The 15,890-nt window shown below is 74.9% G+C and carries 13 protein-coding genes and 1 pseudogene; 9 read left to right on the forward strand and 5 right to left on the reverse strand.

What is annotated here, in order from left to right; genetic code table 11:
• Window positions 1-118 precede the first annotated feature (118 nt).
• The 3 genes from ACWEO5_RS22065 (at window position 119) to ACWEO5_RS22075 (ending at window position 2,255) form a co-directional block, all read left to right on the forward strand.
• Window positions 119-406: a metal-sulfur cluster assembly factor gene (locus ACWEO5_RS22065; protein WP_051055973.1), complete on the forward strand. Its 288-nt coding sequence runs from the start codon at window positions 119-121 to the stop codon at window positions 404-406.
• Window positions 407-498: 92 nt separating this feature from the next.
• Entirely contained in the window at window positions 499-1,362 is an 864-nt protein-coding gene (locus ACWEO5_RS22070) for an RICIN domain-containing protein (protein WP_452163998.1), read from the forward strand.
• Between the two features lie 245 nt (window positions 1,363-1,607).
• Window positions 1,608-2,255 carry a hypothetical protein gene (locus ACWEO5_RS22075; protein ID WP_452164000.1) on the forward strand — a complete coding sequence of 216 codons (648 nt, stop codon included), beginning with the start codon at window positions 1,608-1,610 and terminating at the stop codon, window positions 2,253-2,255.
• Window positions 2,256-2,552: 297 nt separating this feature from the next.
• Here ACWEO5_RS22075 and ACWEO5_RS22080 read toward each other — a convergent pair whose 3' ends face one another.
• Entirely contained in the window at window positions 2,553-3,878 is a 1,326-nt protein-coding gene (locus tag ACWEO5_RS22080) for an MFS transporter (protein WP_452164001.1), read from the reverse strand.
• 374 nt (window positions 3,879-4,252) lie between these two features.
• Between ACWEO5_RS22080 and ACWEO5_RS22085 the strand changes: the two genes are divergently transcribed.
• From ACWEO5_RS22085 to ACWEO5_RS22095, 3 genes are all read left to right on the forward strand, one after another.
• Window positions 4,253-5,854: a hypothetical protein gene (locus ACWEO5_RS22085; RefSeq protein ID WP_452164002.1), complete on the forward strand. Its 1,602-nt coding sequence runs from the start codon at window positions 4,253-4,255 to the stop codon at window positions 5,852-5,854.
• 189 nt (window positions 5,855-6,043) lie between these two features.
• Window positions 6,044-7,156: a hypothetical protein gene (locus ACWEO5_RS22090; protein WP_452164003.1), complete on the forward strand. Its 1,113-nt coding sequence runs from the start codon at window positions 6,044-6,046 to the stop codon at window positions 7,154-7,156.
• Window positions 7,157-7,371: 215 nt separating this feature from the next.
• Entirely contained in the window at window positions 7,372-8,847 is a 1,476-nt protein-coding gene (locus tag ACWEO5_RS22095) for an alkaline phosphatase PhoX (RefSeq protein WP_452164004.1), read from the forward strand.
• 116 nt (window positions 8,848-8,963) lie between these two features.
• On the opposite strand, the gene ACWEO5_RS22100 is transcribed toward ACWEO5_RS22095, so the two are convergent.
• Window positions 8,964-10,574, reverse strand: a complete 1,611-nt coding sequence (locus ACWEO5_RS22100) for a PucR family transcriptional regulator (protein WP_452164005.1) — start codon at window positions 10,572-10,574, stop codon at window positions 8,964-8,966.
• Window positions 10,575-10,914: 340 nt separating this feature from the next.
• Between ACWEO5_RS22100 and pruA the strand changes: the two genes are divergently transcribed.
• The 3 genes and pseudogenes from pruA to ACWEO5_RS22115 form a co-directional block, all read left to right on the forward strand.
• Window positions 10,915-12,543, forward strand: a complete 1,629-nt coding sequence (gene pruA, locus ACWEO5_RS22105; RefSeq protein ID WP_452164006.1) for an L-glutamate gamma-semialdehyde dehydrogenase — start codon at window positions 10,915-10,917, stop codon at window positions 12,541-12,543.
• A gap of 87 nt (window positions 12,544-12,630) precedes the next feature.
• Entirely contained in the window at window positions 12,631-13,560 is a 930-nt protein-coding gene (locus ACWEO5_RS22110) for a proline dehydrogenase family protein (protein WP_452164007.1), read from the forward strand.
• Window positions 13,561-13,710: 150 nt separating this feature from the next.
• Window positions 13,711-13,950: pseudogene (locus ACWEO5_RS22115) on the forward strand (TetR/AcrR family transcriptional regulator); the annotation flags it as partial.
• 184 nt (window positions 13,951-14,134) lie between these two features.
• Here ACWEO5_RS22115 and ACWEO5_RS22120 read toward each other — a convergent pair.
• From ACWEO5_RS22120 to ACWEO5_RS22130, 3 genes are all read right to left on the reverse strand, one after another.
• Window positions 14,135-14,482: a hypothetical protein gene (locus ACWEO5_RS22120; RefSeq protein WP_452164008.1), complete on the reverse strand. Its 348-nt coding sequence runs from the start codon at window positions 14,480-14,482 to the stop codon at window positions 14,135-14,137.
• A 161-nt stretch (window positions 14,483-14,643) separates the two neighbouring features.
• The gene (locus tag ACWEO5_RS22125) at window positions 14,644-15,186 is read right to left on the reverse strand and encodes a hypothetical protein (RefSeq protein WP_452164009.1); all 543 of its coding nucleotides are present in this window, start codon (window positions 15,184-15,186) and stop codon (window positions 14,644-14,646) included.
• Between the two features lies 1 nt (window position 15,187).
• Window positions 15,188-15,890: TerD family protein (locus ACWEO5_RS22130; RefSeq protein ID WP_452164010.1), on the reverse strand; the 703-nt coding region annotated here is incomplete at its 5' end.

Genomic DNA, 15,890 nt, shown 5'->3' on the forward strand with positions numbered 1-15,890 from the left:
GGCACCCGCCGCGGAGACCTCCGCCGCCGAGACCTCCTCCGCCGAGACCTCCGCCGCGGAGACCTCCGACAGCCCCGGCGCGTTCACCAGCGCCGGGACGGTCTCCACCGAGGACCTCATGGAGGCCCTGATGGACGTCGTCGACCCCGAACTGGGCATCGACGTCGTCAACCTCGGCCTGATCTACGGCCTGCACATCGACGAGGACGACACCGCCACCGTCGACATGACGCTGACCTCGGCGGCCTGCCCGCTCACCGACGTCATCGAGGACCAGGCCCGCACCGCCACCGACGGCCTGGTCAAGGACCTGCGGATCAACTGGGTCTGGATGCCGCCGTGGGGCCCCGACAAGATCACCGACGAGGGCCGCGACCAGCTCCGCGCGCTCGGCTTCAACGTCTGAGCGGTCGACCGCAGCGGTACCAGGGACGGGAACCTCCGGGTTCCCGTCCCTGGTCGTTCCGGCGTTCCGAGCCCGAACTAGACTGCGGATCCATGAGTTTCGGGGTGGACGGCGGACAGCCGGACTGGGCCGCGATGGCCGAACAGCACGAACACGAGGACCGGCGGCGCAAGCGGCTCCGGATCGCCGGAGCGGCCGCCGGGGCGGTCCTGCTGATCGGCGGCGGCAGCGCGGCCGTGGTCGGCCTCACGGGCGGCGGGGACGGCGGAGCGCCGCCCGGCACCCCGGCGGCCGCTCCCGCCACCGGTGCCACCGGTGCCGCCGCGCCCGAGGTGCTCTCCGCTCCGGCGGACTCCGCCTCGCCCTCTCCCTCGCCCTCGCTCTCGCCCTCCGGCTCTCCTTCGGCCTCCGCCCCGGCCTCTCCCTCGCCCTCGCTCGCGGCCTCCGCCTCCGCCCGGGCCTCGGCCGGGCAGCACCCCGGCCCGGCCGCGACCGTCACGGTCACCGCCACCGCGCCCGCCGCCCCCGCGTCGAGCGGGCCCGCCGACGTCCGCGGGCCCGTCCTCAACGCCAACAGCGGCAAGGCCCTGGAGATCGAGAAGTCCGTCACCGCCGACGGCGGCCGCGCCCAGCAGTGGACCTACAACGGCATCTCCACCATGCAGTGGACCATGCACTGGGCCGGCGACAGCTGGGAGCTGCGCAACCTCAACAGCGGCAAGTGCCTGGAGATCCCCGGCGCCTCCACCGCCGACGGCACCGACGCCCTCCAGCGCACCTGCGACGGCACCCCCACCCAGCACTGGGACCTGCGGGCCGGCACCGGCGGCCGGATGCTCGTCAACCACAACAGCGGCAAGTGCCTGGAGGTCGAGAACTCCGGCACGGACGACGGCGCCACCGTCCAGCAGTGGACCTGCCACCCGACCATGGCCAACATGGCCTGGCGGATCTGACCCCCGCCACGATCGCATGACGGGGTGTCAGCAGGCCGCACGCTAACGGCGGTTGACCGGCCGGAGCGTCTCCGCCGAGACCAGGCCCGCCGGGTCGGCGCCCGTCACCCGCAGGGTGTGCGGGCCCGGGAGCGGAGGGAGGCGCCTGGAGCGGGGTGGGCGGCGGGCACCGTACGGTTACCGGCCCTTCGCGCGTTCCGCCGCCGGGAATTCCGCGGCCCCGGGCCGAACTACACTGCAAGGTCATGGAATTCGGGGCAGGCGGCGGGTCGGCGGGCGGACCGTCGAACGGGCGGCCGGACTGGGCCGCGCTGGCCGAGCGGTACGAGCGCGCGGAGCGGTGGCGCGGGCGGCTGCGGATCGCCGGGGCGGTGGCCGGGGCGGCCGTCCTGCTCGGCGGGGGCGGCGCGGCCGTGATCGGCCACGCGGGCGGCGGGGCGACGGGGGAGGCGCAGGGCGGCGCGAACGGCGGCCCGGCGGTGGCGGTCGCCGCGACCGGGGCTCCGGTGGCCTCCGGCTCCGCCGCGCCGGAGGTGTCGGCCGACCCCGGAACCGCGGACTCGACCCCGGCCGTGGCACCCGCTTCCGGGGCCGCCTCCCCGTCGGCTCCGGCGTCGGCTCCGGGGCCGATTCCGGCCCCGGCCCCGGCTCCGGCGGGGACGCGGTCCCGTCCCGCTGCGCCTGCCCGCACGCCCGTCCGTCCGTCGGTCAGTGCGCCCGCCGGGGCGGCGGGTGCGGCTCCGGCGGCCGATCTGCCCGGTGGCGTTCCGGTGGTGGGCGGTGGCGAGGCGCTGGAGATCGCCGATTCCGTGACGGGCCTGCTCCTGGCGCCCCGGCACGCGGTGAGTGGCGCACTGGGGCCGGGACAACGGGGAGAGCCGGGCGACCGGTAGCGGCAGGTGCCCGGTGCCCCCGGCGCCCCGCGGTCCCGTCCCGCTGCGCCTGCCCGCACGCCCGTCCGCCGGAGCCGCACCCGCCCGGTGGCGTCCCGTCCGTGACGGGCCTGCTCCTGGCGCCCCGGCACGCCGTGGGTGGCGCACTGGGGCCGGGGCGGCCGGGAGTCCCGGTGCCCCGGCGCCCCGCGGTCCCGTCGCCGACGGCCGCGGCCCGGAAGGGCGTCAATGCGGATTCCGCCACTGACGGGTGAACGGGCGGAGCGTCCCGGTGGGGGCCGGGCCCGGCGGGTCGGGTCAGTGGGGGCGGCGCAGCACGGTGGCGGCCAGGGCGAGGGCGGCGGTGGCGGCGGTGAGCGCGAAGGCGGTGACGGCGGGGAGGAGGCCGTAGGCGCGGACCAGGGCGCCGACGGCGATGATCGGGGCGGAGGAGCCCAGGTAGACGATCACCCAGAGGGCGGAGAGTTCGCTGCCGCGGCGGGCCGGGTCGAGGGCGGCCACGGCGGTGGTGAACAGGGAGCGGAAGGCGATGCCCTGGCAGGCGCCGGCCAGCACGCTGCCGACGAAGAGCAGGGCGGGGGTGCCGGTGGCGGCGGCCAGGGTGAGCAGGCCGAGGCCGGCGGCCAGGCCGGTGAGGCCGGCGGCGACCACCACCCGGTCGGAGGTCGGCGGGACGAGGAGCTGGACGGCGGCGGAGGAGCCGAGCAGCAGGGCGGCGACGGCCGCGCCGGCCATCGGGGAGCGGGTGTGCAGCAGGGTGGCGGAGAACGCGGGGGCGAGCGCCAGGTAGACGCCGAAGACCGCGTACGAGAGGAAGCCGGCGCCGGCGGCGAGCAGGAACTCGCGGCGGCCGGTGCGGGGCAGCCGCAGCCGCTTGGGCCGCAGGTGGGCGGGGGTGGTGACGCGCGGCGGGGAGGCCGGGGGCCGGTGCGGGCCGGGCATCCGGGGGTGCAGCAGGGCGAGCGGCACGCAGAGCGCGAGCAGGGCGACGGCGTGCGGCAGGAACGGGCCGAGCAGCGGCTTCGCGTCGTCGGTGAGCGCGGCGCCGACCAGCGGGCCGAGCGCGACGCCGCCCGCCGAGCAGGCCAGGGTGAGTTTGGCGGCCAGGGTGGGGCGGTCCGGTAGCAGGTCGCCGAGGGCGGCGCCGGCCGCGCCGGTGGAGAGGCCGACCGCGACGCCCTGGACGGCCCGGCCGGCGGCCAGCTGCCAGAACGACCCGGCGGTGGCGAACACCGCGTCCCCGGCGGCGGCCAGGGCGACCGCGGGCAGGATCAGGGCGCGCCGCCCGAGGTGGTCGGACCAGTGGCCGACCGCGGCGAGCACCGGGACGAGCGCGAACACGTAGACGGTGAACAGGACCGTGGTGTCCAGCGGGCTCAGGCCGAGGCGCTGCTGGAGCACCGGGTAGAGCGGGGTGGCGAGGTTCGCGCCGATCAGCATCAGCAGCAGGGCGGCGGCCACCAGGCCGACCCGGATGCCGCGCAGCGCGTTCCAGCGGCTGATCGGGGCGAGCTGGAGCTGCTTGCGGGGCGCGAGTTCCAGTGGGAGCAGGGCCTCCGACAGTCGGCGGCCGGCGTACTGAGCGGTGCTCAGGCCGGGGCCGGCGGGGGAGAGGTCCGTCACGGCAGGGGTCTCCTGTGGCGAGGCGCCGCAGGGCATCGCCGGGCCAGGGTGTGGCGGCGCGGCCCGGACGGTGCGGGTGTGCACGTGGTACGTGGAGCCGGAGCGCCGTCGCTCCGGTTCCGGGGGCGTGCGCGCGGGGGTGGTGCGCGTCGCCCACCGAAGGATACGGGTCCGCGGGCACTCGTTCGGACGCACCGCCCCACTCGTTCGGGCGGACGGCACCGCAGCTCAGGCGTTCGGTCCGGGCGGCCGATACGCTGGGTTGACGGGCCGACACGCACCGGCCCGCTCCGCCGCTCCCCGCGTCCGCCGCCCCCGGGCGGGCCGCCCACCGGACGGCGGTGCCCTGCGACCCACCCGGGAGAGCGCGCGCGATGGCCGGACGTAGCCGTAACACCCCTGACCAGCAGCCCTCCGAGGCCGAAGGTCTGCTGCCCGCCGACTACGACCTCGCCGACCTGTACGGCGCGCAGAGCGGCGACGAGGACCCCGACGACACGGCCGTCCTGATCCCGCCGATCGACCTCCCGTCGGACGCCGAGCTGGCGGCCGCCGCGCTCGCCGTCCCGCTGATCTCCCGGGTGGTCGCGCTGGCCCGCTGGGTCGCCCCGCACCGGCCCGTCGACGAGCACGGCGACCTCGGCGAGGAGGACCGGGTCCGGGCGGCCCGGATGCTCGGCGCCGAGGACCCGGACGAGGACGAGGTGGTCGAGGCGATGCGGGCCTGGGCGCTGGCCTGCGACCTCGACCTGGTCGAGACCGGCACCACCGACGAGGGCGCGCACGTCGCCATCCCCGGCCCCGACCTGGCGGCCGTCGAGGCGGGCGAGCCCGCCGCCGTCCTGGGGCTGTGGTTCGAGGCCGCCGAGCTGGTGCGCGAGCTGGCCGCCGAGGCCGAGTCGGTCGACCCCGAGGTGGTCGAGGGCAGCGAGAGCGACGACTCCGACGGCCTGGCGGAGGTCGAGGACGCCCGCGAGCAGGCCGCCGAGATCCTCGACGAGGCGCTGCACGTGCTGTACGAGACCACCGCGTTCGCCGAGCCCGGCGCCGAGACCGTCCCGCTGGGCGTGCTGGCCGCGCTGCTGGTCGTCCCCGACGGGCAGGAGCCGGACGAGGAGATGCTCGGCGAGATCACCGACCTGATGGTCGTCCTCGACCCGATGCTCGGCGACCTCGCCGAACTCGGCCTGGTCGAGCACCGGCCGATCGACCCCGACCTGTTCGAGGAGGGCACCGAGCAGGGGGAGGGCGCCGAGGCCGCCGAGCCGGTGGACACCGACCGGCCGCTCACCGAGGAGGACGCGGCCCGCTTCGGCACCGTCCGGCTCACCCCGCTCGGCCAGTACGCGGTGCGCGAGTGGCTGCTCGCCGACGGCTACGACGCGCCGCTGATCGGCGACCTCGCCGACCAGGACGGGCCCGCGCTGCTGCGCGCCCTCGCCGAGAACGGGCAGCTGTTCGCCGAACCCGAGCTCAAGAACTGGGTGGCCGCCCGCGCCCCGCTGGACGCCGCCCGCGAACTGCTGGCCGGCGCCCGCGGGCGGGACGTGCAGTCGCCCGTCCGCCGCTACTACTGCGCGCTCGGCCTCGCCGAGATCGGCCAGGACGCCGCGCCGGCGGTCACCGAGGTCGTCGACGACCCCGAGCTGGGCGGGCTGGCCCGCGAGTGGCTGCGGGCCCGCGGCGCGGACGTCGCGGCCGCCGAGCGGGAGGTCGCGCTCTGGCGGGTGATCGACTCGATGGCCGCCGTCATGCTGATCACCGCGGGCGAGGGCGGCCGGCTGCAGGCGCTCGTCGCCGACCTGCCGGTGACCGACAACCCGGCCAGCTACTTCGGCGAGGTCTGGCGGGTGCCGCACCCCATGACGGTGGAGGTGCTGGAGGCCGTCGGCGAACTGCACCTGGACCGCAAGGTGGCCAAGGAGGCCCGCCGGGCGGCGGTCAAGGCGCGGTCGCTGCGCGCACAGAGCGCCTAAGCGCCTAGCGGGCGGTGGCCCGCGGGGTGCGCGGGGCGCGGCGGGCGGGCGTGCGCCGCGGGGGCGCGACCCCGGCGGGACCCCGGGGTCTTCGCAACCCCTCCCCGTTCACCTGATGGCTCGACAGGTTCGTTGGGCCGTAAGGTAAGGCGGCGTTGGAGTGGCGAGCGGCCGGGGGTGCGGCGAGGGATGAAGTGGCAGCGCACGGACGGGGCCCGGGACCTCGAAACGGTGTACTCGGACCAGGAGGCGTCCGGCCGGGAGGTGCTGGCGGGCGCGGGGTTCCCGGTCTTCGGGTGGGTGCACGCGGCGGGCGGGGTGCCCGGGTGGGACGTGCTCGCCTCGTACGAGGTCCGCGACGGCGAACTGGAGTCGGTGGAGACCCGGTCGGGCGACTGGAGCTCGTCGCAGGGCCCGTACGTCACGGTGCGCACGCACCGGGCCGGGGCCGAGTTCTCCGGTCCGCTGCCCGACCTGGAGGACGTGGTGGAGGAGGAGCGCGACCGGGTCTACGAGCACCTGGGCGTGGACGAGGGCGACGCCGCCGGCCGGGTCCGGGCGCTGCGCGAGTGGATCACCGTGGACGGCGAGCCGCACGCGGTGCAGGTCCACGAGGACTCGCGGGCGGGCACCGGCCACGGCACGGTGTGGGCGGGCCGGTTCCGGGTGGCCGGGACGACGGTGACGGTCACCGGGCGCGGCGTCCTGCCGGGGTCGGTGGAACTGCGCCGGATCTCCGACTTCGAGCGGTACGTCGTCGGCCGGACCGCGATGCTGCGGCAGGTCGCCGCACTGCGGGCGGGCCGTCGGGGCGCCGAACCGGAGCCGGAACCCGCCGAACTGGGCCTGCGCGCCCACCACGAACTGGTGGCGCAGGCCATCGCTCGCTCGGTGGCGGTGGTCGCCCGGCTGCGGGCCGGGCGCTCGGCCCGGCTGCCGCGCCACCTGCGCGGCGAGGACCGGCAGGTGCGCTGGGAGACGGTGGTGCGGCAGCAGATGCGGCTGGCCTCGGAGACCCGCGAGGAGGCGGACGAGGCGGTCACCTCGATGGTCAACCACCTGAGCCGGCTGGCCCACCACGCGGACTGGGTGAGCGGCACCGCGGAGGGCGCGGCGGCGGTGGAGGAGGTCGTCCGGTTCACGGCGTTCGCCAGCGAGGTGCCGAGCCTGCCCGCGCAGCGGGCGTGGGAGCGGCTGTGGGCGGGCGGCACGCCCGAACTGCCCTCGGGGACCGAGGACGCCTGGCTGACCGCCTGGGAGCAGTGGCGGGTCGAGCGGACCGAGCACCGGCCGCGCCGGTAGGGCGGGTGGCGGGGTCGCCCCGGCGGGGCCGGGGCGGTGGGGCGGGGCGGTGGGCCGGGGAGGTGGGCTCGGCGTTTCGGTAAAGGGGCGGTCATCGGAGTTCCTATGGTCGGTAAATCGGCACGCTGACGCTGCATCGGATTCACGCGCGGTTCACGTGCGGCCCGGAATCTGTCGGTCACCGAAGCTCACCCTCTCCTCCAGGAGTGACCACCATGTCGCTGTCCCGCCGGGACTTCGTGAACCGTTCGACCGTGCTCGGGGCGGGTGTCCTGATCGCCGGCAGTGCCGAGGTGCTGGCCACCGCGCCGGGCGCGATCGCCGCCCCCGCGGGCGGTGACGCCGCCGTCGCCAAGGGCGGCCACACCGCGGTCGGCTACGGCGAGCTGGTCTCCGACCCGAAGGGCCTGCTGGCACTGCCGAAGGGCTTCTCGTACGAGGTCGTCACGCACTCCGGCAAGACCACCCTGGTCACCGGCGAGACCACCCCCAGCAACCACGACGGCACCGCCGCGTTCGAGGGCCGCCACGGCGCGACCCTGCTGGTCAACAACCACGAGCTGGCCGGACCGCGGGCCAACTGGGCGCACCCGGTGCCGCTGCTGGAGGGCCACGTCTACGACCCGGCCGCGGCCGGCGGCTGCACCGTCGTCGAGGTCTCCGGCCACGGCAACGGCAACGGCAAGGGCCACGGGCACGGCGGGCGCCAGGTCCGCGAGTGGGTCGGCATCGCCGGCACCGCCACCAACTGCGCCGGTGGCGCCACCCCGTGGGGCACCTGGCTGACCTGCGAGGAGACCGAGGACAAGGCCGGCACCAACGGCTTCACCAAGGACCACGGCTACGTCTTCGAGGTCGACCCGCACGACCAGGACGCCAACCGGAACCCGCAGCCGATCAAGGCGTTCGGCCGGTTCGCGCACGAGGCCGTCGTCATCGACGAGAAGCGCGGCCACGCCTACCTGACCGAGGACGCGTCCAAGCCCAACGGCCTGCTCTACCGCTGGACCCCGCCGGCCGGCTTCAAGCACGGCAAGGGCAGGCTGCGCACCCTGGCCGCCGACGCGGGCGGCTTCGAGGCGCTGAAGGCGTTCGACTCCCAGGGCAAGCTGGTCGACGACCTGTCCCGGGCCACCAAGCCCGGCACCACGTACGGCGCCGACTGGGTCAAGGTCCAGGACCGCGACGCCCGCACCACCTCGATCCGCAAGCAGTTCAAGGACGGCGAGATCACCCGGGCCCGCAAGCTCGAAGGCATGTGGTGGGGCGACAACGGCATCTACTTCGTCTCCTCGTTCGCCCGCGAGGAGTCGCCGCTGCAGCACGACGGCCAGGTCTGGTTCTACAACCCCGTCCGGCGCACGCTGACCCTGAAGGTCATCCTCGGCGTCAACAACGACGTCTGGGCCGACCAGGGCAACTTCGACGGCCCCGACAACATCACCGTCTCGCCCCACGGCGGCCTGATCATCGCCGAGGACGGCAACGGCCTGCAGCACCTGTTCGGCACCACCACCGACGGCCGGACGTACGCGCTGGCGCGCAACGAGCTCAACAACGGGACCGCCGAGGCGCCGGAGTACAGCGAGTTCACCGGTGTGACCTTCTCGCACGACGGGCGGACGCTGTTCGCGAACATCCAGGAGCCGGGCATCATGCTGGCGATCACGGGGCCCTGGCACCGGATGTGACGCCGCGTTGAACGGACGGTCCGCCCGGGGAGTCGGTGCTCTCCGCGGGCGGGCCTCGCCGTCGGCGGGCCTCGCCGTCGGCGGGGGTTGCCCGTGCCCCGGCGGGGCGCCGACCGCTAATCGGGCAGGCGGAGCTGGAGCATGGCCAGCAGGCGTTGCCGGGGCTGGGCCAGGTCGAGGCCGGTGAGTTGCTCCGCCCTCCGGACGCGGTAGCGCAGGGTGTTGGGGTGGATGTGCAGGGCGTCCGCGGCGGTGCGGACCTCGCCGAGGGCGTCGAGGTAGGCCAGGACGGACTCGGCGAGGCGGGTGCGGTGGCGGGCGTCGTGGGCGGTGAGGGCGGTGAGCCGGGGGTCGCGGAGCTCGGGGCGGTCCTGGAGCAGGGCGAGCACCTCGGAGACCAGCACCTCGGCCTGCACGTCCTGGAGCGCGGCGACGTCCGGGACGACCCCGCCGCGGCCCATCGCGTCGAGGATCCGGTCGGCCTGGGCGCGGGAGGCGGGGACGTCCGCCAGGCCGGGGACGGTCGGGCCGATCGCGGCCCGCAGCGGGATGGAGAGGTGGTCGCGGGCCGCGTCCACGGTCTCCTGCGTCCAGTCGCGCAGGGTGCCGGGCGGCAGGTTCGGCGGGAGTTCGGGGAGCAGGACGTAGACCCGGGAGTCGACCGGGGCGAGCAGGGCGCCGCGGTGCCGGGCGGCGGTGTGCACCGAGATCAGGCCGGTCACTTCGTCCCGGGAGAGCTCGGCGTCCCGGCCGTCGGTGGCGGCCGGGGCGTAGGCCAGCACGGTGGCCGGGCGGCGCAGGTCCAGGCCGAGGTGGGTGGCCAGTGACTGCGGTCCGGTGGAGCCCTCCAGCAGGCCGGTCAGCAGGGTCTGGGTGAGCCGGGTGTCGGCCGACAACTCCCTTCTCCGGCGCACCAGTTGGGCGGCCGCGACCCGGGCGGCACCGACCAGCGCCTGTTCGGCCGTCCCGGCCAGCGGACGCGAACCCTCCTGCACCCAGATCGTCCCGAGCGGCTGCGCGCCGGAGCGGATCGCGATGGCCAGCCGGCGGCGGATCCCCAGCTCCGGATGGGCGGCGATCTCGATCGCCCCCTCCGAGCCGCGCAGGTGCGAGAAGACGCCCCACTCGCGGAGCTTGGCCAGGTACGGCTCCGGGCCCTGCCGACCCAGGATGGACAGCCGGCGCAGGTCGTCCACCTCGTCGGTCTCCGAGGTGCGCGAGTAGGCCAGCACCCGGCTGGAGGTGTCCTCGATCGAGACGATGCCGCCGGTGAGCACGGCCACCGTCTGGGCCAGCGAGAACAGGTCGCCGCTGGCGGGCCCGCCGGGCCCGGGGCCGTCGGCGCCGTCGGGGTCCTCCGCGCCGGACAGCAGGGTGCGGGCCAGCGAGTCGAGATGCTCCCAGCGGGTCTCCCGGCGCACCGACAGCAGCGCCACGCCCGCCTCGGTGGCGGCCTCGCGCAGCGCGTCCGCCTGCCCCGGGCCGTCCAGCTTCACCGCGACGGCGGCGGCCCGGGCCCGTCCGGCGGCGCGCAGCGCGGGCAGCGCGGCCCGACCGCGGGCGCCGATGGCCAGCACGAGTTCGCCCGGCGCGGCGGTCGGCGGGTCCTCCGGGTCGAGGATCGACACGTGCCGTACCGGGACGTCCAGCCCGGCGGGCGCGGCCTGGAGCTCCACCAGGGGTTCGCCGAGCGACATCAGCAGTTGGCGCAGCGGGAGGCCGGTCATCGGTCGGGGCCCTCCGTGGGGCGGTCGTGGGGCGGTGGTGGGGCGGTGGGTCGTAGGGCGGCCGTAGAGCCGTCGTAGAGCCGTCGTAGAGCGGCGGGGCGTGGGGCGTTCGTGGGGCGTTCGTGCGGACGGACAAGATCCGGGAGCCGAGTTTAGCCAGCCGGACAGGAAACGGTCGCCGTGACCGGGGCGTGACGCTGTTCGTCCGGGCGGACAACGGCGAGCGGGGGAATTTGGCGGTGCGGCCAACACAAGTGGGCAGGAGCGGGGAATAGCGTTTCTTCATGGCCGGTGTGCGACCCCCACCGGCCCCCATGACGAGAAGGAGAGCGTGCGCGCCATGGATGCTGTGACCCAGGTCCCCGCGCCGGTGAACGAGCCGGTCCACAGCTACGCCCCCGGCAGCCCCGAACGGGCCCGGCTGGAGGACAAGCTGAAGGAGCTGGGCGGCCAGGGGCCGATCCAGCTCACCATGACGATCAACGGGGAGCACCGCCTCGGCGGTGGCTCCGAGATCCACGTCGTGCAGCCGCACAACCACGCTGCCCGACTCGGCACGCTGCGCAACGCGACCCAGGACGACGCGCGCGAAGCCGTCGACACCGCGCTGGCCGCCGCGCCGGCCTGGCAGGCGCTCTCCTTCGACTCCCGCGCCGCGATCTTCCTGCGCGCCGCGGACCTGCTGGCCGGGCCGTGGCGGGAGACCCTCGCCGCGGCCACCATGCTCGGCCAGTCGAAGACCGCCCAGCAGGCGGAGATCGACACCCCCTGCGAGCTGGTCGACTTCCTGCGCTTCAACGTGCACTTCGCCCGGCAGATCCTCGCCGAGCAGCCGGTCTCCTCGGACGGCGTGTGGAACCGCACCGACCACCGCCCGCTGGAGGGCTTCGTCTACGCGATCACCCCGTTCAACTTCACCGCGATCGCCGGCAACCTGCCGACCGCGCCCGCGCTGATGGGCAACGTGGTGATCTGGAAGCCGTCCCCCACCCAGCAGTTCGCCGCGCACTACCTGATGCAGCTGCTGGAGGCCGCCGGCCTGCCCAAGGGCGTCATCAACATGGTCACCGGCGACGGCCTGGCCGTCTCCGAGGTCGCGCTCAAGCACCCCGCGCTGGCCGGCATCCACTTCACCGGCTCCACCGCCACTTTCCAGCACCTGTGGCGCACCGTCGGCGAGAACATCGCCGGCTACCGCACCTACCCGCGGATCGTCGGTGAGACCGGCGGCAAGGACTTCCTGGTCGCCCACCCGTCCGCCGACCCGGCCGTGCTGAAGACCGCGATGACCCGCGGCGCCTTCGAGTTCCAGGGCCAGAAGTGCTCGGCGCTGTCCCGCGCCTACGTCCCGGCCTCGCTCTGGGCCGAGATCAAGGACGACTTCCGCGACGAGGTCGAGTGGCTCACCATGGGCGACGTCAGCGACCTCGCCAACTTCATGGGCGCCGTCATCGACGAGCGCTCCTTCGCCAAGAACAAGGCCGCGATCGACCGCGCCAAGGCCGACCCGCAGGTCGAGGTGCTGGCCGGCGGCACGTACGACGACTCGGTCGGCTGGTTCGTCCGCCCGACCGTGCTGGTCTGCCAGGACCCGGCCGCCGAGTACTTCCGCGACGAGTACTTCGGCCCGATCCTCGCCGTGCACGTCTACGCCGACGAGGACTACGACGCGATGCTCTCCCAGATGGAGTCGGTCTCCGCGTACGGCCTGACCGGCTCGATCATCGCCCAGGACCGCGAGGCCGTCGAGCACGCGATGCGCGTCCTGCGCAACGCGGCCGGCAACTTCTACATCAACGACAAGCCGACCGGCGCCGTCGTCGGCCAGCAGCCCTTCGGCGGCGGCCGGGCCTCCGGTACCAACGACAAGGCCGGCGCCAAGCAGAACCTGACGCGCTGGACGTCCACCCGCTCCATCAAGGAGACGTTCGTCCCGCCGACGGACTACCGCTACCCGCACATGGGCTGACCAGGCCCCCTCGACGGCCGGCCACCACCCCCGGCCGGCCGTCGCCCCCCTTCTCCACCAGCTGATCCGCTTCGCCGGGAGTCCACGATGCTCCGTTCCGCCCTCCTCGCCGCCTCGCGCTCCCCGCAGGTGCGCACCATGGTCGAGAAGTTCCCGCCCACCCACGCGATCGTCGAGCGCTTCGTCGCCGGCGACCGGCTCGACCAGGGCGTGGCCGCCACCGAGAAGCTGGTCGCCAGCAGCCGCAAGGTCACCCTCGACCACCTCGGCGAGGACACCAAGGACGCCGACCAGGCCGCCGGCACCGCCCTCGCCTACGAGCACCTGCTCACCGCGCTCAAGGAGACCGGCCTCGCCGCCGACGCCGAGGTCTCCGTCAAGCTCTCCGCGGTCGGCCAGTTCCTCCCGGTGGACGGCGAGAAGATCGCCCTGGAGAACGCCCGCCGGATCTGCGAAGCGGCCGCCGCCGCCGGCACCACGGTGACCCTCGACATGGAGGACCACACCACCACCGACTCCACCCTGGCCATCGCCCGCGAACTGCGCGCCGACTTCCCGTGGCTCGGCGTCGTCCTCCAGGCGTACCTGCGCCGCACCGAGGCCGACTGCCGCGACCTCGCCCACGAGGGCTCCCGGGTGCGCATCTGCAAGGGCGCCTACAAGGAGCCCGAGTCGGTCGCCTTCCAGGGCAAGCGGGACGTCGACCTCGCGTACGTCCGTGCGCTCAAGGTCCTGATGGCCGGCGAGGGCTACCCCATGGTGGCCTCGCACGACCCCAACATGATCAAGATCGCCGGCCAGCTCGCCGAGTGGAACAAGCGCGACGTCTCCTCGTTCGAGTACCAGATGCTCTACGGCATCCGCCCCGAGGAGCAGCTCCGCCTCGCCGAGGCCGGCAACACCATGCGGGTCTACCTCCCCTACGGCCAGGAGTGGTACGGCTACTTCATGCGCCGCCTCGCGGAGCGCCCCGCGAACCTGACCTTCTTCCTGCGCGCGATGGCCACCCGGGGCTGAGCCGCCGTCTTTCCGTTCCCGAGGGCCCGCGGCTTCCCGCCGCGGGCCCTCGGCCGTACCGTGGCGCGGCTCAGGCGGCGGGCCGCAGGTGTTCGCCCATGTCGCCCATCCCGGCGGCGCGGGCCTGCTCCTCGGTCATTCCGGGGCCGTCAGCGGGACGCCCGCGTCGCGGGCGTCGGATCGGCCACCGTGAGGCGCCACTTCCCCACCTGCCGGGCCCTGCTCGAAGCCGTCTTCAAGCAGCGCGTCCACGACCTGTGCGAGCGCGTGCACGCGCTCCGCGACGAGCCCGACAGCCGCGCCGCGCTGGTGGAATGGCTGCGCGAACTGCTCGCCTCCTCACTCGCCGCACGCGGCCTGGCGGACGTCCTCTCCCACCAGCCCCTCCAGTGGCGGACGGGGGTCCAGTCGAGGCGGCCCGGGCCGCGGGCGCCGATGTGCAGGAGGAAGGTGTCGTTCGGGGTGAACAGGCTGGTGGTGCGGGCGAGTTGGAGCCAGGTGCGGTCGGTTTCGGCGACCTGGTCGGGGGAGTCGAGCGGGACGGTGCGGGTGGGGGTGGCCTCGAAGGCGGGGATCAGGCGGGTGTGCGGGTCGTCCGGCGGGGTGGTGTCGGGGGTGGTGGGTACGGGGCGGTGACGGTGACCAGGCCGCGGTGGAGGGTGAAGAAGAGGCGGAAGGACGAGTCGGCGGGGCGGAAGGTGGTGGTGCCGTGGCGGCGGGCGAGCAGGAAGCGCACGTCGTCGAGCAGACCGGGGACGGCGAGGACGGTCATCATGCCCTGGTCCGGGGTGTGGCCAGCGGAGGTGGCGGAGCCCTCGGGGCCGGTGAACGCCAGGTCGCAGAGGTCGAAGCCGCTGGGGGCGCCCTGGCCGGGACGGACCGAGAAGCGGAAGGCGACGGGGGACGGCGGGGCGGCGGGCATGGGGGAACGCTAGCGGGAAGTGGGGTGTAGGGGAGGGGAGGGGAGGGGGAGGAGGGGAGGGGGTGCTGTGGTTGAAAAGCACGCAGCGGCACGGACCTTCGGTGGGCTCCGGCCGTCAGCAGCTCGGTCCCGCCGTTCCCCGGGCCCCTGATGACGTGTGTTCAGGTGGCGGTGGCGGTGGGGGCGAAGCGTCCGGCGCGCCAGGCGGGGAAGGGGGAGTGGGGGGCGGTGCGGGAGCCCGAGGTTTCCAGGGCGGTGGCGAACTGGTGGGCCAGGGTGGTCAGTTGGGTGTAGAGCTGGTCGTACGGGTGGTGTTCGGTGCTGGGGGAGGGCGCCCAGGTGGTGCGGGAGGCGCAGTGGACGGTGACCAGGTCGGGGGTGGGGAAGGTGAAGGTCAGGGTGCGTTCCAGGCCCTGGGGGTAGAGGTCCAGGGTGTGCGGGGTGCGGTCGTGGAAGGCGGTGAGCAGCTGGTCGAGCTCTTCCAGGAACGCGGAGAGGTCGTAGGAGACGTCGAAGTGCCAGGGCGCGCCGAAGCCGCCCGCCTCGGCGGTCGCGTCGGTGGCGGCGAGGTCGGCGCAGCCGATCAGCGCGAGGGTGGGGTAGTCGTACGGCGGTTCGTCGAGCGGGTCGAGCGCCTCCGGCGCGGCCGGGGCGGTGGGCGGCCGGAGGCGGACGTGGAAGCGGTGGCGGTCGTCCGGGGGCACGTCAGAGCATCGCGGCGGCGGGCTTGACCATGCTGCGGGCGGTCTTGGCGTTGACGTACTCGCCGAGGGCGGTCATCACCCACTCGCCGGAGAACTGGCGGACGAGCTTGCACATGGCGACGCCGGTGTGCGGCTCGGACTGGGCCAGGTCGAAGCGGACGAGTTCCTGGTCGGTGGCGGTGTCGACCAGGCGGCAGTAGGCGTTCTTGATGTCGGTGAACTTCTGCCCGGAGAAGGAGTTCACCACGAAGACCAGGCCGCAGACCTCGGCGGGCAGGCCGGCCAGGTGGACGGTGATCGCCTCGTCGTCGCCGCCGCCCTTGCCGGTGAGGTTGTCGCCGGAGTGGGCGATCGCGCCGTTGAAGATGGAGAGCTTCATGAACCAGGCGGTGTCGATCTTCTCGCGCTGGGCGTCGAAGGCGATCACGGACGCGTCGAGGTCGATGCTGCGGCCGTGGCCGGCGGGCTCCCAGCCCAGGCCCATCCGGACCGAGGAGAGGAACGGCTTCCCGCCCTTCTCCAGCGAGACCGAGCCGCCCTTGACCAGGTTGACCCGGCCCTTGTCGAGGGTGATCTTCCCGACGGCGGGCGAGCCGGACGGCATGGGGGGCGGGGTGCCGGGCCCCTGGGACGGCGGCGGGGGCGTCGCGGCACCGCGCGGTGCGGTGCCGGGCCGCGGCGGGGCGGCGGGCGGGACGGGCGGG

Source organism: Kitasatospora sp. NPDC004272 (assembly GCF_053603035.1).